Annotated in this window: 21 protein-coding genes; 8 read left to right on the top strand and 13 right to left on the bottom strand. The window is 52.5% G+C overall.

The genetic code is table 11. The annotated features are described in order from the left end of the window. The 5 genes from T496_RS13250 to T496_RS0102310 form a co-directional block, all read right to left on the bottom strand. The gene (locus T496_RS13250; protein ID WP_231477982.1) at positions 1-2,061 is read right to left on the bottom strand and encodes a TonB-dependent receptor plug domain-containing protein; all 2,061 of its coding nucleotides are present in this window, start codon (positions 2,059-2,061) and stop codon (positions 1-3) included. A 49-nt stretch (positions 2,062-2,110) separates the two neighbouring features. Next, positions 2,111-2,470, bottom strand: coding sequence for a hypothetical protein (locus tag T496_RS14825; protein WP_231477981.1), 360 nt, complete (start codon positions 2,468-2,470; stop codon positions 2,111-2,113). 81 nt (positions 2,471-2,551) lie between these two features. Then, positions 2,552-4,123, bottom strand: a complete 1,572-nt coding sequence (locus tag T496_RS0102320; protein WP_027449321.1) for a hypothetical protein — start codon at positions 4,121-4,123, stop codon at positions 2,552-2,554. A gap of 22 nt (positions 4,124-4,145) precedes the next feature. Continuing rightward, the gene (locus T496_RS0102315; RefSeq protein ID WP_044110466.1) at positions 4,146-6,578 is read right to left on the bottom strand and encodes an alpha-L-arabinofuranosidase C-terminal domain-containing protein; all 2,433 of its coding nucleotides are present in this window, start codon (positions 6,576-6,578) and stop codon (positions 4,146-4,148) included. A 53-nt stretch (positions 6,579-6,631) separates the two neighbouring features. Beyond that, a complete protein-coding gene (locus T496_RS0102310) occupies positions 6,632-9,136 on the bottom strand; it encodes an alpha-L-arabinofuranosidase C-terminal domain-containing protein (protein ID WP_197018917.1) in 2,505 nt (834 codons plus the stop codon). Positions 9,137-9,244: 108 nt separating this feature from the next. Between T496_RS0102310 and T496_RS0102305 the strand changes: the two genes are divergently transcribed. The 3 genes from T496_RS0102305 to dusB all read left to right on the top strand — a co-directional run bounded on the left by T496_RS0102305 (position 9,245) and on the right by dusB (position 11,856). Beyond that, positions 9,245-9,649: an acyl-CoA thioesterase gene (locus T496_RS0102305; protein ID WP_027449318.1), complete on the top strand. Its 405-nt coding sequence runs from the start codon at positions 9,245-9,247 to the stop codon at positions 9,647-9,649. Then, on the top strand, positions 9,646-10,773 hold the full coding sequence (gene dprA, locus T496_RS0102300; RefSeq protein WP_027449317.1) for a DNA-processing protein DprA: 1,128 nt from the start codon (positions 9,646-9,648) through the stop codon (positions 10,771-10,773). The genes T496_RS0102305 and dprA overlap by 4 nt, the downstream gene beginning before the upstream one ends. A 102-nt stretch (positions 10,774-10,875) precedes the next feature. Beyond that, a complete protein-coding gene (gene dusB, locus T496_RS0102295) occupies positions 10,876-11,856 on the top strand; it encodes a tRNA dihydrouridine synthase DusB (RefSeq protein ID WP_027449316.1) in 981 nt (326 codons plus the stop codon). Between the two features lie 4 nt (positions 11,857-11,860). Here the strand turns inward: dusB and T496_RS0102290 are convergent, their stop codons facing one another. The 4 genes from T496_RS0102290 to aroQ are packed head-to-tail and all read right to left on the bottom strand — an operon-like array spanning position 11,861 to position 14,530. Continuing rightward, positions 11,861-13,090 (bottom strand): FtsX-like permease family protein, encoded by a 1,230-nt coding sequence (locus tag T496_RS0102290; protein WP_027449315.1) that lies wholly within the window; start codon positions 13,088-13,090, stop codon positions 11,861-11,863. 40 nt (positions 13,091-13,130) lie between these two features. Continuing rightward, entirely contained in the window at positions 13,131-13,466 is a 336-nt protein-coding gene (gene rbfA / locus T496_RS0102285; RefSeq protein ID WP_027449314.1) for a 30S ribosome-binding factor RbfA, read from the bottom strand. A 24-nt stretch (positions 13,467-13,490) separates the two neighbouring features. Continuing rightward, positions 13,491-14,117, bottom strand: a complete 627-nt coding sequence (locus T496_RS0102280) for an O-methyltransferase (RefSeq protein WP_027449313.1) — start codon at positions 14,115-14,117, stop codon at positions 13,491-13,493. After that, positions 14,114-14,530 (bottom strand): type II 3-dehydroquinate dehydratase, encoded by a 417-nt coding sequence (gene aroQ / locus T496_RS0102275; protein WP_027449312.1) that lies wholly within the window; start codon positions 14,528-14,530, stop codon positions 14,114-14,116. Before aroQ ends, T496_RS0102280 begins: the two co-directional genes overlap by 4 nt. Before the next feature lie 83 nt (positions 14,531-14,613). On the opposite strand from aroQ, the gene T496_RS0102270 reads away from it, so the two are divergent. After that, positions 14,614-15,528, top strand: a complete 915-nt coding sequence (locus T496_RS0102270) for a site-specific tyrosine recombinase (protein WP_027449311.1) — start codon at positions 14,614-14,616, stop codon at positions 15,526-15,528. Positions 15,529-15,780: 252 nt separating this feature from the next. On the opposite strand, the gene T496_RS0102265 is transcribed toward T496_RS0102270, so the two are convergent. From T496_RS0102265 to T496_RS0102250, 4 genes are all read right to left on the bottom strand, one after another. Beyond that, complete coding sequence (locus T496_RS0102265; RefSeq protein WP_027449310.1) at positions 15,781-16,998, bottom strand: DUF4374 domain-containing protein; 1,218 nt, start codon at positions 16,996-16,998, stop codon at positions 15,781-15,783. Beyond that, on the bottom strand, positions 16,998-19,136 hold the full coding sequence (locus T496_RS13245) for a TonB-dependent receptor (protein WP_394331333.1): 2,139 nt from the start codon (positions 19,134-19,136) through the stop codon (positions 16,998-17,000). The genes T496_RS0102265 and T496_RS13245 overlap by 1 nt, the downstream gene beginning before the upstream one ends. 529 nt (positions 19,137-19,665) lie before the next feature. Next, on the bottom strand, positions 19,666-20,991 hold the full coding sequence (locus tag T496_RS0102255) for an anaerobic C4-dicarboxylate transporter family protein (protein ID WP_027449309.1): 1,326 nt from the start codon (positions 20,989-20,991) through the stop codon (positions 19,666-19,668). Positions 20,992-21,179: 188 nt separating this feature from the next. After that, on the bottom strand, positions 21,180-22,277 hold the full coding sequence (locus T496_RS0102250; RefSeq protein WP_155808599.1) for an ROK family protein: 1,098 nt from the start codon (positions 22,275-22,277) through the stop codon (positions 21,180-21,182). A gap of 532 nt (positions 22,278-22,809) precedes the next feature. On the opposite strand from T496_RS0102250, the gene T496_RS0102245 reads away from it, so the two are divergent. The 4 genes from T496_RS0102245 to T496_RS0102230 are packed head-to-tail and all read left to right on the top strand — an operon-like array spanning position 22,810 to position 25,117. Then, positions 22,810-23,745 carry a CsgG/HfaB family protein gene (locus T496_RS0102245; protein WP_027449307.1) on the top strand — a complete coding sequence of 312 codons (936 nt, stop codon included), beginning with the start codon at positions 22,810-22,812 and terminating at the stop codon, positions 23,743-23,745. A gap of 6 nt (positions 23,746-23,751) precedes the next feature. Further along, entirely contained in the window at positions 23,752-24,099 is a 348-nt protein-coding gene (locus tag T496_RS0102240; RefSeq protein ID WP_027449306.1) for a hypothetical protein, read from the top strand. Then, positions 24,096-24,440, top strand: a complete 345-nt coding sequence (locus T496_RS0102235) for a DUF4810 domain-containing protein (RefSeq protein WP_027449305.1) — start codon at positions 24,096-24,098, stop codon at positions 24,438-24,440. The genes T496_RS0102240 and T496_RS0102235 overlap by 4 nt, the downstream gene beginning before the upstream one ends. Then, entirely contained in the window at positions 24,437-25,117 is a 681-nt protein-coding gene (locus T496_RS0102230) for a GNA1162 family protein (protein WP_027449304.1), read from the top strand. The genes T496_RS0102235 and T496_RS0102230 overlap by 4 nt, the downstream gene beginning before the upstream one ends. Positions 25,118-25,136: the final 19 nt, after the last annotated feature.

Below are 25,136 nucleotides of genomic sequence, written 5' to 3'. Positions count from 1 at the left end.
TTACATAAAGATGGGCACCACCACCTTGAAGGTAATGTTACGTCCCATGTTATAGATGCCCTGATGTCCCGTTACCACGTTGACATCGGTATATTTCAGTCTGCTCAGGTGATTCTGATAAGCACGGTTGAAGAGGTTCTGCGCCGTGAGATAGAGCTCAGCCACCTTTTTCCCGCCCAACTTCAGGTCTGTACCTGCACTAATATTAAACAAGGTATAGCTGGGTGTGCGCGTCTCCGTGTCGTCAGCCTCGTAGAAATGATTCTGCTCTAAGAAGCAATCCATACCCACAGCCACGTAGCTATTGGTGAAATGGTGCTCGTAGTGCGTAATCTCATACTTCAACTCTGAAGTCCAGCGGGGAGCCGGCATCATAGGCAGGTAGCGTGAGGATTTAGGCTGGTGGAGCTGTCGGCCATCAACATACGAGAAGGAGTTGGCAAAATGGATGCGGTGAATGGGGTGGAAATCAACACGAGTCTCGAAACCCTTCAGCACAGCATCACCCTGCGTGTAGCTATAGGTATTATAGGCAGGATCCATTACCAGCGGGATGCGGTGAGCAAAGATATAGTTCTCGATGCGATTCACAAACAGGCTCAACTGTGCCGATACCATCTGACCTTCGTAGTCTATGCCAAGGTCACCCTGCCAACTGTACTCCGACTTCAGATCTTTATTACCAACCTCATAGCGGATGGTACCTTCATGCACACCATCACTACCCAGTTCACTCATGTTCGGCGCACGGAAGCCACGCGCCATGTTCAAACGGAGGTTCAACGAGCGGTCGGCAGTCTCTATAACGCGATACACCGAACCAATACTTCCCGTAAATCCGCTGAAGTTGCCATAGTCGTGGATGTGACGATTATCTGCACGCAGGCCACCACTCATGGTCCACTGGCCAATGGTTTTCTGTACGGTTCCATAACCACCGATGTCGAAAAGATGGTAGGCTGGTATCAGTGCTTCCTCAGCCAGGTTCTCAGACTTCTGATACATGGTGGCCACGCCTGCAGCCACTTTATAGTCGTCAATATTCTGCACCCAGCGCACATCACCCGTCAGGGTGTGCAGGCGGAAATACAGTTCTGGATCAACACTGCTGTCCTCAAACTCCTGACGCTTGTTCTGTTGATAGGCAATGATGGTCTTCAGTTCACCCTTTCCCAGGTTCAGCGCGTTGTCCCAGGTGGCCTTATAGTGCTTCACCTGTTGGAAAGGCAACGCCTTGTGATAAGTTTTCAGGTTGTATTCATGCTCCAACTCACCAGTCAATGGGTCACGTTCTCCTTCCGCCATACTGGGCGTAAGATGGAACACATCCCACTTCAGGTGTGAATGTCCCCACTCGCGGTTAATGCCCAACAAGAGAGAGGCAGCCCGATCGTGCAACTGTGTGCCGGGAACATAGCCATCAACGGGATTCTTATATTCGTGAGCCAGTTTCTCACTGTAGCGCACATTCCACACATAGCCCTGTTGATTGCCGGCAAAGTTGAGCGAATAGTCAAACATACCATTGTTGGTCTGGTAGCCAGAAGTGACGCTACCACGCATATGTCCTTCGCTCAGTGTAGGCGCACTATGCAGGATGAGGACACCAGCCATTGCATCGGAGCCATACATCAGCGAGGCAGGACCCTTCAGTATCTCAACAGAACTGACTGCCTGGTCGTCAACCTCCAGTCCATGTTCATCGCCCCACTGCTGACCTTCCTGACGAACACCGTCGTTGACCACCAGCACACGGTTATAACCCAGACCGCGGATGATGGGTTTTGAGATGCCGCTGCCTGTTGTCAACTGTGCCATACCAGGCTGATGGCTCACCACATCGATGATGTTCGTACCTACAGAGGCACGCAGTTCCTTCGAACGTATCAGCGTTACGGGTGCTGGCATATCGCGCAGCTTGGTTTGTCCGGTAACGCCTGTTACCGTCAGTTCGTTTAGTTTCAAGTGCTTATAGAACACGTCCGAAGAGTCGGATGCATTCTGAGCTGTCATCGTTGCACCATAGCACAACAATGACAGGAAAATAGTTTTTCTGTTCATCGTTTTGTTGTTTGTTGTTTCTGAATTAAAATAAAGTCTCATGAATGGTTCAGAAACAACACGGGGGCGCCCTACCCTGCCACCTATTGACAACCCGCACCACGCAGGCAACACTGGTGACAGCATGAAAACGAAAGACAGCACAGCCAAGAACAGCCAGCATAACAGCCGCAGCTACGACATAACTGATGCCGGTAAACTGACAGATGACACAGTCGTGCAGCGAGAAGGCTGCCGTTGACAGGTGGCCTGAGTGCGAGACATGGTTCACACAAGCTTCACAGTCTTCGTGCGATAATTGCGCGAAGTCGTGCCTGTGGAGAGATGTCAGCAGCAACATGGGCAGGAACACTGCCAACAACAAGCGTGCTGCTAAGATCCGTTTCAGCCTCTGTTCTTTCATAAACATAACAAAACAAGTGCAAAGTTAAGCAGAATCTTTCAATCTGCCAAACTTTGCACCTGTTTTATATTCGACAAGTAATCGTCCTTACTTCACCAATACCTTCTTTCCATTCATGATATAAAGGCCAGACTTCAGCGTCGTACTAACCTTACGGCCTTGCAGGTCATAGATGGTCATGCTCTGCTGACTGAATGAAGGAATCTCTGTGATAGAAGAAGTTGGCTTGCCATCGCTCTTCTCATAGAGCCAGGGCATGTAACGGAAGTTACGTGCCTGATCGTAGAGAGCAAACTCAGGAGTGGTACTGTTGTAAACCATTCCCTGGAAATAGCAGTTGCTCACTGTGTTCAGGATCTTAAAGGTACCGTCGCCTTGCAGTGTAACGCTGAAAGGCTGAGCCAATGACTTGTCGGTGGATACAGCAACTGTGGTATAGTAGCTGCTGCCATTAGCATTCTGATAGACATAACGCCCATTAGCATCTTTTACATAATAGGTATTGTTGCCTGCATCCTCAAAGGTGAAAGCGAAATGGCATTCTGCGAGGGCGATAGCACCATTCTCTTCAGTAACAGACTCTGTGTAGAGATAATCATAATCCTTACCCGCAGGTACAGGCTTGGCAGCCTTCAAGCCGCCATTCAAGTCGCATACCATCAGATACTCTTTGTCTGTGCTTACGCTGGTAGCCTTAGTGTAGTAGATAAGGTCTGGCTTATAGGCGTCCTTATCTAGGCTCAGTGTTACCATATAAGGATCGTGGTCTGAATATGCCTTGTCTTCATCGCTCAAAGAACAATAGTTGGCAATATGATAAACCTGAGCAGCTGTCACTTGAGCAGCCATCGAAGCATTCGCGAAGACGTGGTCAATGAGTTCACCACCACCATAGCAGTGCGAATAGACATTAGCGCCAGTGGGGTCATACTTCAGAATCTGCTCTTCATAACCGGCATTCACCAGCATGTTCAAACACTCTTCACCCATCTGACTATTCAAGTCGCCCATCACCAGGATATCGGGGTCGAGCGCCAAGCTGAAAGCCTGAAGCAAAGCTCCCATATTGGTTATACGCTTGCTCATATCATCTTCTGTGCTACCAGCTTTAAAATGATTCATTGTCAAAGTGAAACGCTCGCCAGACTGTATGCACTCGAAAGTCTGAATACGCATCTGGTTAGGATATATATAACTGTATCCTATAGCTGCCGATTTGTTCTCGCCATAGGTCTTCACCTTATCAGTACGATAGATATAACCAGACTTGATCACACCACTGGCATTGTCGGGATCACTCGTGTCGTAATCCAAACCATCAGCTACAGCTGCATAGGTATAACCATTTGCCTCACCCATCTTCTGGGCCAGATAAGGAAGTACCTCTGGTTTGCACTCCACCTCGTTGAAAGCATAGATATCAGCCTGCAATGGAGCCAAGGCACTAATCAACATAGAAGTCTTCTTATTGAAACCCTCTGCTGTGTTATAAAAACTATTAGGCGACGACCATGTTGCGTTCGTAGGATCAGTACGTCCACGATCCAACGTCATGAAATAGTTCTGAACGTTCTGTCCACATACCTTCAGCTCTTCCTGAGCTTGCATCTGGCCCGCCACAAAGAGAACGGCCAGCAGCATCATCTTTCTGATATTCATAAGCACATACTATATAAGATTATTACTGTTTGAGTCGGATGATATTGAGAGAGTATGCAGGAATTTCTACCAGCACTTTCTTTGCGCTTTCAGGCGAGAGAATCTGCTCTACAGGATGAATATTAGTGGGTTGCTGCAGCGTGTTTTCGTCCATTCCATCGTTGGCTGCCAGGCGAATCACGCGTGCACACTTGGCATTGAAATGACTCAGGTTGAGCGCTGCTGTGGTAGCCTCGTCGCTGGTGTTTACCACTTTCACGATGAGTTCGCCTGTCTGGTCGTCGATGGTGGCCGAAGAGAAGAGACCCTTCGATGTGTCGTGCTTCAGCATGGTGTCGAAAACGAGCTCGTCGTCGAGCCAAGCCTTCACGTTGTCGCCAGCCACCTTGAGGGTGATATCATACCAACGACCTTCCTCCACGCTGCCACGTTTGGTGGCAACCTGCATCTTTCCACCGCCAGAGATTTGCTCTATGCCGTGCTGGGTGTTACCCCAACCACCAAAGTTCAGCCAGCAGTAGTTCTGCGGATTCACGTAGTTGAAGACAATCATGAAGCCTTCACGGCCACTATCCTTGCGAGCACGGAACTTCAATGTGTAATGGTCGCCATCTACCACCTTCTTACTAATGGCTACACACTGCTCACGCATGCTGAACTGACTAGACTCATCGCCAGCCTGTTTCCAGTTTCCACTGATGCATTCCAGTTCGTCATCATTCTTGAAAGTAGCCTTTGTGAGCCATGTAGCGAAACCAGCACGACTCTTCTTTGGCGTAACAGACGCCTTCAGTCGCTGTGCTTCGTAAGGGTTCTCCTGTGCTACCTTCACCACCTGTGTGCCAATGTTCTGAGGCATCAGCATCTGTACGTAGTAAGACGGTGTGCCCATCACGCGACTGGAGTTGAAACGAATCATGTCGGGACGCCACTTGGCATCGTTCTCGTTGACGAAGATAGGGGCGTAAGAGTTCAGGGGCACCATGTCGCTGTTGTTCTCGATACCCATCATATAAACGGCCTCGCCAAGTGCGGCATTCATATTACCCAGGTCGCCGAAGCCACTGGTCACGGCATACTCACCGACGTAGATCTTCGGACCCTTGCGGTCGTAGCTGTCGTATTTGCGGAAGGCGTCAGAGAACCAGGCAGGATTGCGGTAGTAGTGCTCGTCGAGCAGGTCCACCTCGAGGTCGCTTTCCCATTTAGGATTGTCGTCGCCCCAGGCCACCACGTTGCCAATCAGCTTGATGTTGGGATATTTCTGGCGCAGCACCTTGCGGAACTTATCGTAGCGCTCATAGTAGCGATCGCTCTGTTGACGCTGGTCTGGCTGGTTGTTCTCGTTGCCTATCTCCAGATACTCGATATTGAAGGGAGCCGGGTGACCGTTCTTGGCACGCAGTGCACCATATTTGGTGGTGACATCGCCATTCGCATATTCCAAGGCAGAGAGGCACTCATCAATCCAAGGTTGGATATCCTCTACAGGCGTCAAACCTCCGTGCCAAAGACCAACATTTACCACATAGAGAGGTTTTGCGCCCAAGTCCTCTGCCAACTGCAGATACTCGTGGAAGCCCAGGCCGTCAGTGGTGCGGTATCCCCAGTTCACGTTCCAGTGGCCTTCGCGTTCCTCGATGGGACCGATGGTTTTTTCCCAGTGGAAGGCATTCTCGGGGTTCTCCTGTCCTTCCACGAAACAACCACCAGGGAAGCGCATGAATTTGGGATGCATCTGCCAAAGCATGTTGGCCAGGTCGGGACGCATGCCATTCTCACGGTTCTTGAAAGTGGGTGGGAAAAGGCTCACCACGTCGATATCTACTGTGCCTACACCATCGAATACCAGTGCGAACTGCGCCTTGGGATCGTTGGCATGAGCCTGAAGTGTGGCAGTATATTTCTTCCAATCCTTTCCTATCACAGCCTCAACAGCTGTCTCTGCATACACCTCACGACCCTGACGATCGGTCAGCACGGCTTTGATACCACCCTTATACTTTCCCTTTGCAAAGAAAGAGAGGCGGTAGGTGCGGCCTTGCACCGCATTGATGCCCCAGTAGCCCTCATTCACCAGACAGGCAGGAGCCTCGGCAGTAGCCTTGATATTCAGTTCCAAAGCATTGTGCTGTGCTGCATTGAGCAGCTTCACCTTCTTCGTAGGTTGAATCAGTTTAGCCGTCATCTCAGAAGGATACGTCGCATCCACACACCATGCCTGCATATCGGCAGGTGCGCCATACTTTGGTCCGTCCTCGAAAGAACGGTTGCGGATCAGTTCTGCGTAGAGTCCTCCGTCGGCAGCATGGTTGATATCCTCGAAGAAGATACCATAGTGTGTAGGACTGATCTTGGGTCCACGCTGCTGGACGTCGATATTAATGTTGACTTGTGCGCTTGCTGTCGCTGCAGCAAGCAGTAGGTTTACTGTTAGTAAAGTAGCTGTTTTCATATCGTATAGTTATTGTTTTCTTGTCGTAAAGTTATACTTTTCTTGTTCTAAAGTTATAGTTTGATGATTCTAAAGCTATAAGGTGGCAGGATGGTAGGGTCGGCCACCTCCATATACTCGGCCTTGGCCTGCTGGTCTTCCACATCCTTGCCTGTGAACTGATAGCACTTGGCGTTCTGCGGAATCTTGATGCCTTTCACCGTGAGTTTCAGGGTGGCGGGCAGTGCGTTGACCAACTTCAGGTAGCGGTTGCCAGTCTTAGAGTCGCGCACCACGCTGGCTCCCACACGATAGTCGAGATCCTGATTGTCCAGCTTCAGCGTACTGCTGATGTAGCGGTCGCCACTGCACACAGAGAACAGGCGCTGCACCTCGTAGGCTGGGGTGGTGCGCACGGTGGTGTTGTCGAAGTAAATCATGTTGGGATTCCAGTTTGAATGACCGTCCTTGCACAGCATGGGGGCATAAGACGTCATTTCGACCACATCTCCATTGCGTTCGATGTCGGTGAGGTAGAGCGCTTCGGCCAGGGCCGTCTCCAGGTTGGGGCGCTTCACCTTGGTAGATGCGGCCCACTCGCCCAGATACACCTTGGGTGCCTTGCGGTCGTAGTTGTCGTAATAGTCACGATGATACATAAACCAACCGGTGGATTCATAGTAATGCTCGTCGGTCATGTACTGGTAGTCAGGATGCTTTTTGGCAAAATCCCAGCCCTCGATATAGTCGGCTGAGGGATAGTGGAAGGGACCTACCGTGCCACAAATCTTAATTTCGGGATGCAACACGCGCATGGCTTTGCAGATCATCTCGTAGCGTTCCTCAAAGACCGTAGAGATGATGTCTTCGTTGCCAATGCCCAGATACTTCAGGTTGAAGGGCTTCGGATGACCGGCATCGGCACGCATCTTGGCCCATTTGTTGGTAGAGGGATTGCCATTGGCCCACTCTATCAAGTGACAGAGCTCGTCAATGTAGGCTGGCATGTCGGCCATGGGGATGCCACCCTGTTGACCACCGAAGCCTTCGGCGTTGTTGGCGGAGTTCTGACAGGGCACACCTGCTGCCAAAACAGGCAGCGGTTCGGCACCGATATCCTCGCAGAACTGGAAGTATTCGTAGAAGCCCAGGCCGCGTGTCTGGTGGTAGTTCCAGATGTTCATGTCGGGCGTGCGGTTCTCCAGCGGGCCCACGGTGTGGTTCCAGTGGTAGATGTTGTCCAGACCCTGACCGTGGCTCATGCATCCACCGGGGAAACGAACGAACTTAGGATGCAGGGCTGCGATGGTTTCGGCCAGGTCTTTGCGCAGACCGTTCTTGCGCCCCTTGAACGTATCGCGGGGGAACAGCGAGATCATATCCACGGCCACCTCGTCTTTTCCCATAGGGATGACGGCCAGACGGGCCTTCTTACAGGTGGTCTGAGCCACCAGGGTGGTTTCGTAGCGCTGCCAGTCGATGGTCTTTGACTTCAACTCTGAGCGGGCTATCACGCTGCCGTCTTCTGCCAACAGGGCTATCTGGAACAACTTCTGACCGCGGATGAACATCGAGAAGTCGTACTTCTTTCCTTGCTCCACGGCGATGCCGTCCCATCCTTCGTTCACGATGGTGTCGCTTTGTAGGATGGCATAGTGGGGATTCTGGGCCGAAAGCGGGTAGGTGGTGGCTATGCGGATAGGCTCAGAGGCGTGCCAAGCGGTGGTGGCATGCCAGCCTCGACGGTCTTTTCCTGAGTATTCGAAGTCGCGATTCTGCACCAGTTCAGCGTAAAGGCCGCCGTCGGCAGCATAGCTGATGTCCTCGAAGAAGATGCCTATCAGTTTGTCGCTGATGGTTTTCTCCTTGCGCAGATCCACATCGAGGATACCGAAGACGGTGGGATCGTCCTTGTCCAGCACTTTTTCAAAGGTCTTAGCATCGTCGTACATGCGTTCTGCCGACAAACCGCCATCGATGGATAAGTTGGTGAAATGCTCACGAACGGCGAGCAGTTCGGCATCGTTCAGGTCGAACACCTGGCCATCCACCTTCTTGCCATCCACCGAAGCGCTGGTGCGCTCCACCTTAAACAGCTCATGGTCTGCCAGCAGTTCTTCCTTAGAGAAATGACGGAAGTCGGCCTCGGCCTTCACACGATAGTGCTTACCCTCGCTCACATACTGTATCTCGAAGTTCTTGCCAGCGGCGCGCACCACTGGTTCCAGACAGTTCTTGGTCTGCATGCGGGGATAGTCCTGCGGGCGCCAGGTCACCAGATCGCGACCATAGGCCACCGCAACACAAGGTGTCACGTTGTTTACTTGAAAAACCAGTCGCCACGTTCCATCATCGGCGCGACAAATGGTGGGATGATGCATCTTTTTCTCGGGACCCCACGTGCCGTAATCGCTGCCACACAATTGGCCCAGATGTTTCCATCCTTGTTTTTCCTGTAGGGCCACATGGAGACCAGCTGACGGATCGGGAGAATAGACAAGCACCTTGTTCTGAGCCATCGCGACGGCAGAACACAGGCAGAGCATAGCAAAGAGTAGTTTTTTCAAGTGTAGTTTCATTTTCTTAAGTAACAAATATTTATGCTGCAAAGATACTCATTTTATTTAAAATGTCAAAGGTTTAAAGATTTTATTTGTAACTTTGCATCCGCATAAACACTTGACGACATGAAATACATTTTTGAGACACGCATGGAGGTTCGTGACTACGAATGCGACATTGAGGGAATCGTGAATAATGCTCAGTATGTGCACTACTGCGAACATACGCGCCACCTTTTCCTGAAAGAGTGCGGCCTCTCGTTTGCCGAGATGCACAACAAGGGCGTGGATGCCGTGGTGGCACGCATGCAACTGCAATACAAGGTGCCCCTGCGCCCCGATGATGAGTTTATCTCACGACTGAACCTGACCAAGGAGGGCATCAAGTATGTGTTCCACCAGGATATCTACCGCGCCAGCGACGAACAGCTGTGCTTCCGTGGCAAGATAGAACTGGTGTGTCTCGTCAATGGTCGTCTGGGCAACAGTGAAGACTACGATGCAGCCTTCCAGAGATTCTTAAGCCGATGAACGATCAGGAGGTATATTATACCATCGCCCTGACCCGCATGACGGGCTTCAACTTCCAGACGGCGCTGCAGCTGTATCGCCAACTGGGAGGCGGAAAAGCCGTCTATGAGCATCGCAACGATATCAAGGAGGTGGTGCCCGACTGCACCGACCGTCTGGCTGAGAACCTGAAGGACTGGTCGCTGCCTCTGGCACGTGCGGCCGAGGAGATGGAGTTTATTACCAAGCACCGCATCCAACCGTTGATGCTGGGCGACGAGCTCTATCCGCAGCGACTCTGCGAATGTCCCGATGCGCCGATCATCATGTACTACCTGGGTTCGGCACCGCTCAACCAGCGACGGGTCATCAACCTGATTGGCACTCGCCACTGCACCACCTACGGTCAGGACCTGATACGCCATTTCATCGGTGACTTGCAGAGGCTTTGTCCCGATATGCTCATCGTTAGCGGCTTGGCCTATGGCGTGGATATCAATGCCCACCGGCAGGCGCTGGAGAACGGCTATGAGACGGTGGGCGTGCTGGCGCACGGACTCGACGACCTCTATCCTGCTGCCCATCGCGACACGGCTAAGCAGATGGTCACGCATGGAGGCTTGCTCACAGAATATATGTCGCAGACCCGGGCAGACAAGATCAACTTTGTGAAGCGCAACCGCATCGTGGCGGGCATGAGCGATGCCACCATCTTAGTGGAGAGTGCGGGCAAGGGCGGCGGTCTCATCACCACACGCATCGCCATGGACTACAACCGTTCGGTGTTTGCCTTCCCCGGCCCCGTCGGAGCACCCTATAGTGAGGGCTGCAACAACCTGATTCGCGACAATGGCGCTCAGCTCATCACCAGCGCCGAGGACTTTGTCTCGTTCATGGGATGGCAGTCTGATCAACAGCTGAAACAGGCTCACGATAAGGGTATCGAGCGCGATCTCTTTCCCAACCTCTCGCCTGAAGAACAGGCGGTTGTTGACGTGCTGAACGCCATCGGTGACCTACAGCTGGACCATCTGTCGCTTAAGGCGCACATACCCATAGGCCAACTCACCGGTCTGCTCTTCCAGATGGAGATGAAGGGCGTGGTGCGTGCCATGGCAGGCGGCACTTATCATCTCTTGAAATAGAAGAGAGTGGTTCGTATAGACGTTGAAGATAAAAAGAGACATGAGCTTGCGTTGCTTTGCAGCAGCTATCATTAGAATATAAAAGGGAATAATAACAGAAAGATGAAAATAGGAGATATTGAATTTGGTTCGCAGCCGGTGTTCCTGGCACCGATGGAGGATGTCACCGACATTGGCTTCCGCCTGCTGTGCAAGCGCTTTGGTGCTTCCATGGTATATACCGAGTTTGTGAGTGCCGAGGCCTTGATACGCGACGTAAAGACCACCCAGCAGAAGTTGGTTATCAGCGACGAAGAGCGCCCCGTAGGTATTCAGATCTATGGTCGCGATGTGGATGCGATGGTCGAGGCTGCCAAGATTGTAGAACAGGCAGGCCCCAACCTGATCGACCTCAACTTCGGTTGTCCGGTGAAAAAGGTGGCAGGCAAGGGCGCTGGTGCCGGCATGCTGCAAAATATTCCCCTGATGCTGGAGATCACACGCAAGGTGGTGGATGCTGTCAAACTGCCCGTCACGGTCAAGACGCGTCTGGGATGGAACCAAGATCAGCTCATCATCACCGACCTGGCCGAGCAGTTGCAGGACTGTGGCATCAAGGCCCTGACCATCCATGGTCGCACCCGTGCCCAGATGTACACTGGCGAAGCCGACTGGACCCTGATTGGTGAGGTGAAGCGCAATCCCCGTATCACCATTCCCATCATTGGTAATGGCGACATCACCTCGCCCGAAGAGGCCAAGCGTGCCTTCGAGACATACGGCGTAGATGCTGTGATGGTGGGTCGAGCCACCTTCGGCCGCCCCTGGATCTTCAAGGAGATACGCGACTATCTGGACCACGGAACGGTCGATGAAACCTTCGATTTCAACCAGAAGCTGGATGTTCTTGAAGAGCAGCTGCGCATCAATGTAGAGCGTATCGACGAGTTGCGTGGCATCCTTCACACCCGTCGCCACCTGGCAGCCACGCCTATCTTCAAGGCTATACCCAACTTCCGTCAGACGCGCATCGCCATGTTGCGCACCAACAAGATGGATGAGCTGCTCGCCATCCTTGAAGACACCAGAAAACTATTAGGATAAACGCCTACTTCAACAGTCGGCGCGAGAAGTAGTGCACGGGATACCACACCGAGAGGAAGCCCACCACGATGACCGTCAGGAACACAATCACCACGTCTGTGGGGTGAACACTCACTGGATAGGCATCCACGATGAACGAGCCTTGGGTGGAGCCTAGGCCGATGATGCCAAACTGCTGCTGCAGGAAGCACAGCAACAGGCCCACCAAGACGCCGATGAAAGCGCCGAAAAATGAGATCAGGCAACCTTCCAAGAGGAAGATCTGAGACACTTGCTGGTCGTTGGCTCCCAGGTTGCGCAGCGTCTGTACATCATCCTTTTTGTCGATGATGAGCATAGACAGCGACCCGATGATGTTGAAACAAGCCACCAGTAGGATGAAGGTCAGGAAGATATAGGCTATCAGCTTCTCTATCTTCATGATGCGAAACGTGTCCTCCTGCTGTTCAAAACGGTCCAACACCTGGTAGTTGTCGCCTGCAATACGTTTTATTTCCGCCTTTGTTTTTTCGAAATCGCTACCGGGCTTCAGGCGGAGCTCGAGCGATGATATCATGCCTTGCTGGTCGAAGATGCGACGCGCAAAGCCAATGCTGGTCAGTATATACCGACTGTCATATTTTCCTTGCAGCACTTCAAACACGCAGTTGGGCGAATAAAGCTCATCCTCCACGAATCCTTCGGCCGGGTCGCTCATGTCCAGTTGTCCCTCTCTGCGGGGCGCAAAGATGCGCAAGGGCTGGTCGAAGTAGATGCCCGTGCCCAACTGGTCGGCGAGTCGCACGCCCATGATGCCGTATTGTATGTCGGCAGCATGCAGTTCGAAGGTGCCGTCGCCCAACAGAATCTCGCGGATATGCGTCAGTTGGTCGAAGTTGTCGTCCACGCCTTTGATCTGCACCATGGCCTGCCGTCCGTTATAGATGGCCAGCGCCTGGTCTTCTACGCACTCGGTGGCCACGTCGATCTGCGGCAACTGGCGAATCTCTGTCAGCACGGGGTCGTCGGCAGGTGCCGTCTTACCCTGTGTCGGTGTGATCTCTATCTGCGGGTCGAAAGCCGTAAAGAGCGTTGCCACCAAGTCGCTGAACCCATTAAACACGCTCAGCGTGACCACCAACGCCATCGTTGCCACCGCCACCCCCAGCACAGAGATGCCACTGATGAGGTTGATGACATTGGTTGATTTCTTTGAAAAGATATAGCGCTTAGCTATGTAGAAAGGAAAGTTCATGCGACAACAGCCTATTCTTCACTCTTCACGTTTCACTTTCTTATTTCTTCAACAGTTCATCGATACGCTCGATATAGTCCAGACTGTCGTCGATGAAGAAGCGCAGTTCGGGGATGATGCGCAACTGATGACGCACGCGCTGACCCAGCGAATAGCGGATCTGCGACGCGCTCTTCTCTACGTTGTTCAGTATCTCTTCGCCCTTGTCCGAGGGGAAGATGCTCAGATAGGCCGTACAAATACTGAGGTCGGGCGACACCTTTGTGCGGGTCACGCTCACCATCACACCGTGCATGGCACGTGTCTGCTCTTGGAATATCAAGCTCAGCTCCTTTTGCAGCAGTCTTGCTATTTTGTTCTGTCTTGTTTCTTGCATAGTATTTTCTCTTTAAAAGCTTTTTTATTTTTTTCTAATCAATGTCAGTCCGTCGCGCAGGGGCAGTATCACCTTTTCCACCCTGTCGTCCTGGGCTATATAGTCATTGAAGGTCTCGATGCCGCGGGTCTGCTGGTCTTTGGCGTAGGCGGGATCCACCACATGCCCGTCCCACAACGTATTGTCGGCCAGTATGAAACCGCCTGGGCGCAATATCGAGAGCACCATCTCGTAGGTCTCCTTATACGTGCGTTTGTCGCCATCGATGAAGGCCATGTCGAACACGACGCCCAGCTTCGGTGCTTCGCTGATAGCATCGCCAATGATAAACTCTATCTTGTCGGCCACGGGCGAGTTCTCTATCCACGGCCGTGTGAAGTCCTCCTGCTCGTCGTTGATCTCGAAGGTGTAGAGCTTGCCGCCCTCCTCCAGTCCTTCGGCCATGCACAGGGCACTGTAGCCACTGAACGTACCCACCTCCAGGATGTTCTTCGGCCGTATCATCTGCACCAGCATTTTCAGCAGTCGTCCCTGCAGATGTCCGCTGGCCATGCGTCCGTGCAACATATATATATTGGTGGCACGGTAGAGCCTGTAAAGATACTCTGGCTCCTGGTCTATATGCTTCAGTATGTACTCGTCTATCGTCATGCTTTCAGCGCCTCGACGGCCAAACGGTAGCTATTCATGCCGAAGCCACAGATCACACCCTTGCAGGCGCACGAGATCATCGACTTATGGCGGAACTCCTCGCGCTGATGCACATTAGAGATATGCACCTCGATGACGGGGCTCTTCAGCGAGCGGATGCAGTCTTGCAGCGCAATGCTGGTGTGTGTATAGGCACCCGCATTCAGCACGATGCCGTCGTACGTGAAGCCCACCTCCTGCATCTTGTTGATCAGCTCGCCCTCGATATTGCTCTGATAGTAGTCTATCTGCACGTCGGGATACTGAGCGCGCAACTCCTTCAGGTAGTCCTCGAACGACTGCTGACCGTAGATGCCCGGTTCGCGTTTTCCCAACAAGTTCAGGTTGGGGCCATTGATAATCTGAATCTTCATCGTCTTATGGTTTATCTCGGCAAAGGTAAATAAAATAATTGAAAAGAGGATGATTTTCACGGAAAAAGTGTAACTTTGCTGCGATGAAAGTCGATGAGATGACCAAAAAGATAGTCATTGACTATCAGCGCTATCTGAAACTGCAACGCAGCGTGTCGCCTAATACGCTCGATGCTTATCGTCGCGACTTGCAGAAGCTGTTGGGCTATCTGCGGGGCGAAGGCATCAGCGTGGTCGATGTGCAACTGCACCATCTGCAGGCCTTTGCCGCACAGTTGCACGACATCGGCATCGGGCCACGCTCGCAGTGTCGCATCTTGAGTGGCGTCAGGGCATTCTATCGCTTTCTGGTGCTCGACGGCTATCTGGACAGCGACCCCACCGAACTGCTCGAGTCGCCCGTGCTGGGACAGCACCTGCCTGAGTTCTTGACACCCAGTGAAGTGGATCAGCTGGAAGATTCCATCGACCTCTCTAAGCCCGAGGGCCATCGCAACCGCGCCATCATCGAGGTGCTGTTCTCCTGCGGTCTGCGTGTGTCAGAGTTGGTGAACCTGCGGTGGTCCGACCTTTACGAGGACGAGCGCTACCTGCGCATCATGGGTAAGGGCTCCAAGGAGCGCCTAGTGCCCATCTCTGAGCGGGCGCTCCACGAGATCAAGGACTACCTGCCGTGGCGCCAGTCGCTGAACATCAAGCCGGGTGAAGAGGACTATGTATTCCTGAACCGTCGTGGTGCTCACCTCACGCGCACCATGATTCTCATCATGCTGAAAGAACAGGCTGCCGCTGCTGGCCTCCATAAGGTCATCTCGCCCCACACCCTGCGTCACTCCTTCGCCACAGCCATGCTAGAGGGTGGTGCCGACCTGAGGGTGATACAGGCCTTATTGGGCCACGAGTCCATAGGCACCACCGAGATCTATACACACATCTCCACACAGAGCCTGCGGCGAGAGATCCTGGAGCACCATCCGCGCAACATCAAGACACACTAACAGAGTTTAAAGACATAATAACGGATTTAAAAGACATAATCGCTCGGCTCTGCCGCTTTCACCAAGCGGAGCGACTGAAAGAACAAACGAACATACTTTTTTACGAACAAACAAAAGAAGTGCATAACGGATCTTACCGCTATGCACTTCTTTCTATTTACTCCCCTCCCTCCACAGGGAGGGGTAGGGGGTGGGTCTTTTCTCCCCTCGCCTTCGGAGAGGGGTTGGGGGTGAGGCTAGTGGGTGGGTCTCTTATTTAACTTTAAACACCCCCCCCACGAAACTAGCTTCTATGCGTGCGCCACGTACAGCCTTGTCAGTAGCTATCTCCGTGCGATAGATATAGACGCCACCATCGGTTGCGATAGGCGTATATACGTATCCGTTTTCTGCAAAGCAGGCAAAGCGTCGGCCACCATTACCGTTGTGCACGGGGATATCCGTCACGTCTGTCGATGTCTTCTTCACCAAGTCTATTACGCAGCACTTCAGGTCTGCATCGCTCCAGGGGGCCGCATCCAGACGGGTGGTCACCTCGGCAAACACTTTGCCGTTGCCCAGGTAGAGCCAGTGGGCCACTTTCTGACCTGTCAGTGCCTGATAGTCGAACGTATAGTCGGGGTCAAACTGCGTCTCGCCGGCCTTGATTTTCAAGAAACCAGAGTTCTTGGGCGACTGCGAGAAACCGTTAGCCATTGAGGTGTTCGACATAGCGTAGAGGTCGCCGTTCTCGTCTTTCTGCAATCCGTTGAAGGCATTCCACGAACCGATATTGCCAAAGCGCACATCTTTGATCAGTGTCTTGAACTGGCAGTCGGGGTAGGAATAGACCGCAACAAAGGCCGTATCGGCATAGTCAGAGCTGAACGTGTTGGGGTTCATGGGCTCGTAGCTCACGTAGAGGTTGCCACCGGCGTACTGCATGCCAGTGACGTAGGGCCAGTCGTGATTGTCCATAGGAGCCACAGGGGTGGTGCTCACCTTATGGTCTAGTGCCAGCGTGTTGATATCCACGGTGTAGAAAGTGAGTTGTCCGCCTTTGTTGGTCGATGTTGGCAACTCAAGAGCAGCCATGTGGCGGTCGTCCACCTGACAGAAGCCGATAGGCGTCTCGTTGAACACGAAGTTGCCGCGCTCCTGAATATAGCCGTTGCCGTCGCGCTGGATGCCGGTGGCGCTGGTCACACCCATGCCGCCGATAGAAAAAATGGTCTGCTCGGCCTGCTGATAGTCGCGGTAGCCAGTCTGTTCGATACCGTTGGCCAGGGCGTTGATGGTGCGGTCGGTGCGCATCAGATCGTCGGTGGTCACTACATAATAAGTGGTGGTGTTGTTGGCTGTGATGCCGAGTGCCAGCACATAAGGCTGGTTGGGAACCTCGGTGCTGCCCATGTCCTCGTCGCACGAGGTGAGCACAACAGAAAGGGCTGCGAGTATGATTGAGAAATACTTTTTCATTGTCTGCAACATTACATTTTAGTAAGATAAACACGGAATTTCAGGTTGACGGCACGTCCTGGCTTCTGCAATCTGTAGTTGTCGTAGAGCTGCTCGTTGGTCAGGTTGGTGCACTCCAGGGCAACGCTGTATTTGCCGCCGCCCATCAGGTAGGTCAGCGAGGCATCATGCGACCACTGTGTGGGGATGTACTTCTTGCTGTCGGGGCGTCCCAGGCCTGGGAAGCTGAGGTAGTACTTATATACATAGTTACAGCCGTAGGCCACGGTGAGCGTGTTGCCCTCGGCCAGCAGGTTGTGGAAGTTCCAACTCAGGTCTCCATTCAGGAAGAAATAGGGAATGTTGGGGATACGCTGACCGTAGGTAAGGTTCTCAGCGATGCCGTTGTTCACATACGAGTTGTTGGCTCCCTCCGTTTCCTGACGGTCTTTGATGTCCTGATAGGTCAGGTTGAAGCCAGCATGTGCCAGGCGCTTGAAGTCGTACTGCACGCTGGTCTCGATGCCATGTGTGATGGCCTTGCCCACGTTTTCGAACGACGTGGTGGGGTTGTTGGTCAGGCTCACTCCTTTATATATAAAGTCTTTTGTGTGTCGGTAAATATAGTTGGCCTCAACAGCCACGTGGTGTGCGCCCAGTGTGCGGTCGAACAGCAGACCAGCGTTCAGGTTTCGTGAACTCTCGGGGCGCAGGTCGGTATTGCTCTTCTGCAGGAAACCGTCGCCAAACAGCTCCACAGCCTCTGGCATGCGGTAGGCCTGTTCAAAGCTGACCTTAGCCTGCAGCCCTGGCAGGAAGAAGTAGGTGGCAGCGGCGCCATAGCCAAACTGATGTTTGTCGGCGCTCACCTGTTCGTAGCGCTCGGTGGCCAGGAACTGATCCAGCAACTTATGTGTTGACGAGTGCATCTGGTAGTATTTTCCAAACACGTTGGCTGTCCAACCGCCCAGTCGCATCTGGTAGCCCAGACCGGTGATGTTTTTTGTCAGTCTCTGTGCCACATTGTTCATGGGATAGTCAGGATACTCCGGATCGTTCTGCTTACGACGCAGGCTTGTCAGCACGTGGTTCAGTGTCAGCGTCTGGTGGTCGTCAATCACGTAGTTCAGGTTGCCCGTGGCCTGCCACTCGTGGTTACGGATGGTGGCGTCGGTGAGGTAGCCCTCGCCACGGCTGTTGGCAGCCACTTGCTCGCCCAGCCAGTTGTAGCGCACGGCAGCGGTGTCGGTGGTGTGATCCTTCACCATGTTATAGGTGGCATAGAAGGTGAGGTCCAGTCCCGGTGTGAAGAGGTCGGTCTTCTTATAGCGCAGACTGGGAATCAGCGAATGGCTGCGCTGCTTCACATCGCCATATACGGCATCCATCGTGGCACCGGTCTGAATCTGCTTCTCGTTCTCAGAGGCAATCACGCCCACGAGAAGATAGTCGGCCCACGATTGGCGCACCAGTCCTGTCTCCAGGCGCAGACCCATGGAGTGATAGCGGTCGTTGAAGCGCTTCACGCGGCGCTCACCGACGGTGAGTCCCGTGTTGAGGTTCACGATGGGTGCATCCACCTCATAGTCGTTTTCAGAATAGTTGAAGAAAGCGTTGGCACGCACGGTGAAACCGTTTTTTTCTGTATAGGCACCGTTCACGGCCACGCGGTGGGTGCCAAACGAGCCCACGCTGTAGGTAGCATCCAGGTAGTTGGCGTTGGCACGTGTCACGATGTTCACCGCGCCACCCAGTGCGTCGCTACCCAGCGACACGGGCAGCACACCCTTATACACCTCGACGCGCTCTGCCATGTTGGCCGAGATGCTGGCCAGATTGAACGACGAACCGAAGTTGTCCATCGGAATGCCGTCCATGAAGAACTTTACCTGATTGCCCGAGAAGCCGTTCATTGTGAAGCTATAGTCAGAGCCCAGTCCACCGTCTTCTCTGATTCGGACCGACGATACCGTGTTCAGCAGCTTGTTCAGTGGTGCCGCCGCCATGTATTGCTTCTTCAGGTCCAATACCGACACGGCATACGCCTGTTCGTGCAGACGACGAGCCTGCGACTTTCCCACAATCTGTACTTCTTTCAGTTTCACGGTATCCTTGCCCACCTGTGCCTCTGCCTGAGTGCAACAAGCCATGCCGACAAGGATGCCCAGCATTGTTTGTTTACCTAAACACATTTCTTATTTATAATCATTAATTTTACAATCTTTTCACCATTGTTCCCAATTGACGGTGCAAAATTACTGCGATTTCTCCAGCTGCGCAATACCTAAAAATCGTGATATTAATCTGGTAGTACGACAGTCGCCTCATAATATGCCTCGTATTGACCGATGAAACCGCCTGTTTTTAATAGCTTTTGTGGCAGAATGGCTCTGCAATACTACAGGTTTTAAAATCATTCTAGACTCTAGAATTAGCGAATCTAGACTCTAGAAAGAGTGAATCTAAACTCTAGAATTATCAGATCTAGACTCTAGAATGAATGATTCTAGACTCTAGATGCGCACCAAAAGTGCCACTATTGCGTGACAAAAGCTATACTATTGCATGCTAAAAGCGGCACTATTACCCGTGTATAGTGCCGCTTTTAGCATGCTTATCAGAAACAGACGTGTTATTTGTATTTCTCCTCTAGGTATTTATTCATGCTTATTTGGGTCCATTCCATAGTGACCTGCGGAGTTAGTATAAGAGCGTGACGATCAGATAGCCGACGGCGATGGAGACGAAGGTGGTGATGAAGCCCGAGAGCTGGAAGGAGTGGTTCACCACATAGCGGCCGATGCGCGTGGTGCCAGTGCGGTCGAAGCCGATGGCAGCCACCTCGGTGGGGTAGTTGGGCAGGAAGAAATAGCCGTTGACGGCAGGGAAAAGCACCAGCAGGGCCAGTGGCGGTATGCCCATGGCCAGACCCACGGGATAGAGCGTCTTGGCGGTGGCTGCCTGCGAGAACAGCATGATGCTGAACACGAACAGCGGGATGGCGAAGAGGAGGGGGTAGGTGGCGAACACGCCCTGGATGCTGCCAAGGATGACTTCGTGGTGACCCTCGAAGAACGTGCTGCCCATCCAGGCCACGCCGAAGATAGACACCATGGCGTTCATGCCCGAACTGAACACGTTGCCGCTGGCCGCCTTGCGCACGTCGGCTTTGCCCACCAGCAGTATCAGGGCCGCGATGCTCATCATCACCATCTCGATGGTGGCGTTCATGCTCAGCGTCTCACCGTGGAACGACGGGCGCAGGGTGGGGAAACTGCCAAACAGTACCACTAGAACAACACCCAACATAAAGGCGGCCACGGCCCATTTGGCACGCGGATTGATGGCCGCGGTGCTCTCGGTGGTGGGCTCCTCGCTCTGGATCAGTCCTTCGCGCAGTCGTCGCTGGTACTCGGGGTCGTCCTCCAGCGGCTTGCCTATGTAGTTCTGTACCAGCGAAGCCACCAGGATGGCGATGAGCGATGCCGGGATGGTGACCAGCATGATGTCTTTGATACCGATGCCATGACTACCCAGTAGCGACTGCGAGAGGATGGCAGCCGTGGCTGCCGACACCGGCGAACCCGTGATGCCCAGCGATGCCGCTATCGTGGCCACAGTCAGCGGGCGCTCGGGGCGCACCTTCTCTTTCCGTGCAATCTCCGAGATAATGGGCAGCAGCGCATAGCAAGTGTGGGCGGTGCCTGCCAGCAGACTGAAGAGCCATGTGGTGAGTGGCGCATAGAACGTGATGCGGCTGGGGTGCTTCTTTAAGAACCGCGCGGCCTGGTTCACCATGTAGTCCAGTCCGCCAGCTGCCTGCAGTGAGGCCGATGCCGTGATGACACTCACGATGATGAGCATCACGTCGATGGGGATGGCTCCCGGCTCCATGCCGAAGACGAATACCAGGACGAACACGCCCACCATGCCGTAGATTCCCAAACCGATGCCGCCCACCTTGGCGCCAATGAAGATCATGCACAGGACGATGAGTAGCTGAAGTAGAATGAGTAGTGTAGTCATAGTTAACGGATTGTTATGTTATGTTTTGCAAAGGTATAAAAAAAATGATAACGTGCTACTTTTTTCATCACTTTTTTCTGTAGAGACGACCCTTGCGGGTATCAAAAAAGGAAGTCAGACGGGTGGAAAGTCCCGTCTAACCTCCTTGTAAGTGGGTAGATAGATGTGCCTGACGGTCAGCGGGCAGTTCACCCCTCGATCTTCTTCAGTGCAAAGTTGTAGGCACCCAGGTTGATGGCCTTGCTGGCACCCAGCTCAGACACCATGATGGCCACCTTGCGCTGACTGCAGTAGAGCACCTCTTTGTTGGTGTGTGGCACCTTGACATACGTGTCCTTGTCTTCCAGGAAGGCCGCACGCTGCTCGGGGTCTTCGAAGTTGTACACCTCAGACTGCAGCGTAGGCATCAGATGTCCGGAGAATGTGCCCACAGGACGTGCAAATTCCTCCATCATGCCCGGCAGGATGTGATGGGCAGCACCGGCCACGCCGCCACCGATCACCACGATGCCATCCACGATGTTCAGCACGTTGACCAGCGCAGCCGCCGTCACCTGTCCCAGTTGGCGGAAGCTCTCCTTCGCCGCCTTCACGTTGCCTGGGCGCTTGCCATCGGCAATGTCGCAGATGTCCTTAGGCGTCAGTTGCGAGGCATCCTCGTGCGACATCTCCGCATAGACGCGGCGCACGGCGCGAATGCTCACGCTCTCTTCGGCAATGACAAAGGGATACATGCCGTTGCGCGTGCACCATGTGTCGCCGCCACAGCCGTTGTCGCCCGTCAGCAGCACCTGGTCGATGACCACGCCACAGCCGAAGCCCGTGCCCAGCGTCACGCCCACCATATTCTTATAGCGGCGCTTGCCGCCAGCCTCCTCCAGGGCCTTGTTGACACGGGGCAGCGCACCGGCCAGTGCCTCGCCATAGGCAAACAGGTTGCCGTCGTTGTTGATAAACACGGGAATGCCGAACACATTCTCCAGATACGGACCCAGGGGCACGCCGCCACGGAACGAAGGGAAGTTGGGCAGGTCGCCAATCACGCCATGCTCATAGTCGGCAGGGCCAGGAAAGGCGAAGCTGATGGCCACGGGTTCCTCCTTGAGTTGTTCTTTGACGGTGGTGAATCCTTGCACCAGTGTGGCCAGACAGCCTTCGGTGTCGGTGGTCACAGCCTTCAGACGTACGGGTTCTACAATCTCTTCATTGTCGCAAATGGCCGAGAATACAAAGTTAGTACCTCCGGCGTCGAGCGTCAGTACGGTTTTCTTGTCTTTACTCATTATTATTTTAGGTTGATAAACAATTACTTACTATTGGTCTTTTACTATTCAGTGCGAAACGCCATGCAAAAGTAAGATGTTTTTTTAAAATAACCAAGGCTATTGATATAATAATGTGTAAGTTTAACTATTCAAACAAATTATAGCTATAATTCGTGCAATTATAGCTATTTTTTATTGAATTATAGCTATAATTTGATTTTGGGGTATAAGTCTATTCCGCTAATTTGAGCCTGCTTCGCAGGGAAATTATCCAAAATATGGTTCAAAATTAAGCAAAAAAATAAAATCATCTCTGAATAATTTTGTTTCCAATTCTGTGGAATTTCCGCACGAAGTGCGCTCCTTTTCGCCGGATATAGAGAAAAGGATGATTTTAAATTTTGGCCAAAATTCAATTAATTCTGGCCAGAATTTATTTTGAGAATGATTGCTTCGTTTTAGCAAAGCGGTACTTTTCTAATGGAAAATTTGGAACTTACCGCGGAATTGCCTATCTTTGCCCACAGTATACTATCTTTAAATGAATAACACGATGAAGAAAATTGTAATGTTGACGGCACTATTCCTGGTTTGCGCCTTGGCTCAGGCTCAGCGCAAGGTGGAGATAGTGGAGCCTGTGAAGCAAGACTTGGCTGACACAGGCAGTAGGGTGCTGAAAAGAAAAGTGGCCATTGGCCGTTTCAGTAACGAGACGCAATATGCGAAGGGCATCTTCTATGATAAGGAAAACGACCCCATGGGTAAGCAGGCTCTCGACATTCTGTCGGCAAAGTTGGCTGCCTCTGGTAAGTTCCTGTTGCTGGAACGTAGCGACTTGGCTGCTCTGCTGGAGGAGGCTAAGAAGAGTGAAAACGGTCTTTCTGCTATCGGTGCCGACTATATGATCATTGGTTCGGTAACGGAGTTTGGTAGAAAGAACATTGGTAAGTCGGGCACCTTCACCAGCACGAAGACGCAGGTGGTGGAGGCTGCTGTGGCCATCCGCTTGGTAGATGTGTCAACAGGCTTGATAATTTACTCAGATGAAGCGAAGGGTTCTGCCGAACTGACCACCAAGACAACGATGGGTGTGGGTGGCAAGGCTAGCTACGATGCTACGCTGAGCGACAAGGCCATCTCGGAAGCCATCGGTCAGTTGGTGGAGAATATTATCAACAAGTGTACGGACAAGCCTTGGCGCACTTACTTCCTGTCCTTCGACAAGGACGCACAACTCATTGCCGGTGGCACCAGTCAGGGCATCAAGGTGGGTGATACCTTTGGCGTGAAGACCAAGGGAAGGTCGGTGAAGAACCCGCAAACGGGCGTGATGATAGAATTGCCTGGCAAACAGGTGGGCACGGTGACTGTGACTGCCACGGGCGGTGACACCCCAGAGACGGAATATTCGTTCATCTCTTTCTCAGGCGATGACGCAGCTATTGATGTCAGCAAGCTGACGGATTATTATATCGAGGAAATAAAGTAGAATGCTATGAAGACAAGGATTTTATTCGCAATAATCGCGTTTTGCGCCTTCCTGTTTGGTTGCAAGACAAACTATCCCGTGGCTCAGCAGAGTGGTAAGGAAGACATGGCCTACCTGGTGTTTGTAGGACCTAACGATACTTATGGTAACGGTTCAAAGCCCGTGCAGGTGGATGTGGACGGTACGAAGTTCGACGCCAAGGTGGTGAAGCCGAAGGTGGCCAATAGAAAAGGCACACAATATGGTGTGGCTCCTGGTCGCAGGAATGTGTCGGTGACGTTCAACGGACAGGTGGTTTATCAGAAACAGCTGTTCCTTTCAGCCCAACAAACTAAAATCATCACGCTGCCATGAAGAAGTTGCTGTTCCTAGGTGTCTGCATGATGGCACTGGCCTCGTGTCAGACCCAACAAACGTTGTATTCCTGGTATGACTCCGAGGATGCAACCTATACCTATACCAAGCGTGGCACAGAGGAGACGCTGGTCAAGGCCATGGTGCAGTATGAGAAAGTGCTGAAGAGTCAGAAGGGACTGCGCAAAGCGGTTCCGCCAGGCGTCAATGCGGAATATGGCTATCTGCTCTGCAAGGCAGGTAAAAAGGAAGAGGGACTGGCGCTGCTGCGTGCAGAGATGAAGGCCTATCCAGAGTCGGAAGCGTTTATTTCAAGAATCATTAAGCAGTTGGAGAAATGAAGAAGTATATGTTTTTAGGCTTGATGATGCTATTGATATCGTCATGCGCTCAGAAGGAAGTCATCACACGTGATGCGCAGTATCCTAAGATGTATGAAGAACGGCCTCTGACCATTGCCGTGATGCCACCCATCAATCAGACCAACCACGTAGAGGCTAAGGATTATTTCTACACCACGCTCTATACGCCTCTATGCGAGAAAGGCTACTATGTCTATTCACCCATGATGACGATGGAGATGTTTCAGGCAGAGAGTGCCTATGATGCAGAGATGTTCCTGGAGGGTGACCTCTCGCAGTTCCGTAATGTGCTGGGTGCCGATGCAGCCATGTTCACGATTATCAAGTCGTGGAACAGAAACAAGGTGGCTGGCAGTCTGACTGCCGGTGTGGAGTATATCCTGCGCTCTACGAAGACGGGCGAGACGCTGTATCATCGTGAGGGCCTGATAAGTCTGGATACCAGCGTGAACAGCAATAATGGCGGTCTGCTGGGTGCCTTGGTTGATCTGGCTGCAACTGCTATTACGACATCGGCCACCGACAAGGTGGAAGCCGGACGGCGATGCACGCGCTTTGTGCTGAGCGATATGCCGGAAGGTAAATATGGCTTGAACTATGATAAAGACCAGAAGATGGCGGCGGGTTCAAGCTATGTGCGAGCCGTAGTGAGATAACACGAAAGAAGGCTAACCA

This window comes from Xylanibacter brevis P6B11 (genome assembly GCF_000621825.1).
Classification (GTDB): Bacteria; Bacteroidota; Bacteroidia; order Bacteroidales; family Bacteroidaceae; genus Prevotella; species Prevotella brevis.
Note: the sequence above shows the minus strand (reverse complement) of the source record. Positions and strands in the feature narration are given on the sequence as shown.

Excerpts from the sequence above, each read along its gene's own strand:
- T496_RS13250 (WP_231477982.1), bottom strand. The coding sequence starts at position 2,061 with ATGAACAGAAAAACTATTTTCCTGTCATTGTTGTGCTATGGTGCAACG.
- T496_RS14825 (WP_231477981.1), bottom strand. The coding sequence starts at position 2,470 with ATGTTTATGAAAGAACAGAGGCTGAAACGGATCTTAGCAGCACGCTTG.
- T496_RS0102320 (WP_027449321.1), bottom strand. The coding sequence starts at position 4,123 with ATGAATATCAGAAAGATGATGCTGCTGGCCGTTCTCTTTGTGGCGGGC.
- T496_RS0102315 (WP_044110466.1), bottom strand. The coding sequence starts at position 6,578 with ATGAAAACAGCTACTTTACTAACAGTAAACCTACTGCTTGCTGCAGCG.
- T496_RS0102310 (WP_197018917.1), bottom strand. The coding sequence starts at position 9,136 with ATGAAACTACACTTGAAAAAACTACTCTTTGCTATGCTCTGCCTGTGT.
- T496_RS0102305 (WP_027449318.1), top strand. The coding sequence starts at position 9,245 with ATGAAATACATTTTTGAGACACGCATGGAGGTTCGTGACTACGAATGC.
- dprA (WP_027449317.1), top strand. The coding sequence starts at position 9,646 with ATGAACGATCAGGAGGTATATTATACCATCGCCCTGACCCGCATGACG.
- dusB (WP_027449316.1), top strand. The coding sequence starts at position 10,876 with ATGAAAATAGGAGATATTGAATTTGGTTCGCAGCCGGTGTTCCTGGCA.
- T496_RS0102290 (WP_027449315.1), bottom strand. The coding sequence starts at position 13,090 with ATGAACTTTCCTTTCTACATAGCTAAGCGCTATATCTTTTCAAAGAAA.
- rbfA (WP_027449314.1), bottom strand. The coding sequence starts at position 13,466 with ATGCAAGAAACAAGACAGAACAAAATAGCAAGACTGCTGCAAAAGGAG.
- T496_RS0102280 (WP_027449313.1), bottom strand. The coding sequence starts at position 14,117 with ATGACGATAGACGAGTACATACTGAAGCATATAGACCAGGAGCCAGAG.
- aroQ (WP_027449312.1), bottom strand. The coding sequence starts at position 14,530 with ATGAAGATTCAGATTATCAATGGCCCCAACCTGAACTTGTTGGGAAAA.
- T496_RS0102270 (WP_027449311.1), top strand. The coding sequence starts at position 14,614 with ATGAAAGTCGATGAGATGACCAAAAAGATAGTCATTGACTATCAGCGC.
- T496_RS0102265 (WP_027449310.1), bottom strand. The coding sequence starts at position 16,998 with ATGTTGCAGACAATGAAAAAGTATTTCTCAATCATACTCGCAGCCCTT.
- T496_RS13245 (WP_394331333.1), bottom strand. The coding sequence starts at position 19,136 with ATGCTGGGCATCCTTGTCGGCATGGCTTGTTGCACTCAGGCAGAGGCA.
- T496_RS0102255 (WP_027449309.1), bottom strand. The coding sequence starts at position 20,991 with ATGACTACACTACTCATTCTACTTCAGCTACTCATCGTCCTGTGCATG.
- T496_RS0102245 (WP_027449307.1), top strand. The coding sequence starts at position 22,810 with ATGAAGAAAATTGTAATGTTGACGGCACTATTCCTGGTTTGCGCCTTG.
- T496_RS0102240 (WP_027449306.1), top strand. The coding sequence starts at position 23,752 with ATGAAGACAAGGATTTTATTCGCAATAATCGCGTTTTGCGCCTTCCTG.
- T496_RS0102235 (WP_027449305.1), top strand. The coding sequence starts at position 24,096 with ATGAAGAAGTTGCTGTTCCTAGGTGTCTGCATGATGGCACTGGCCTCG.
- T496_RS0102230 (WP_027449304.1), top strand. The coding sequence starts at position 24,437 with ATGAAGAAGTATATGTTTTTAGGCTTGATGATGCTATTGATATCGTCA.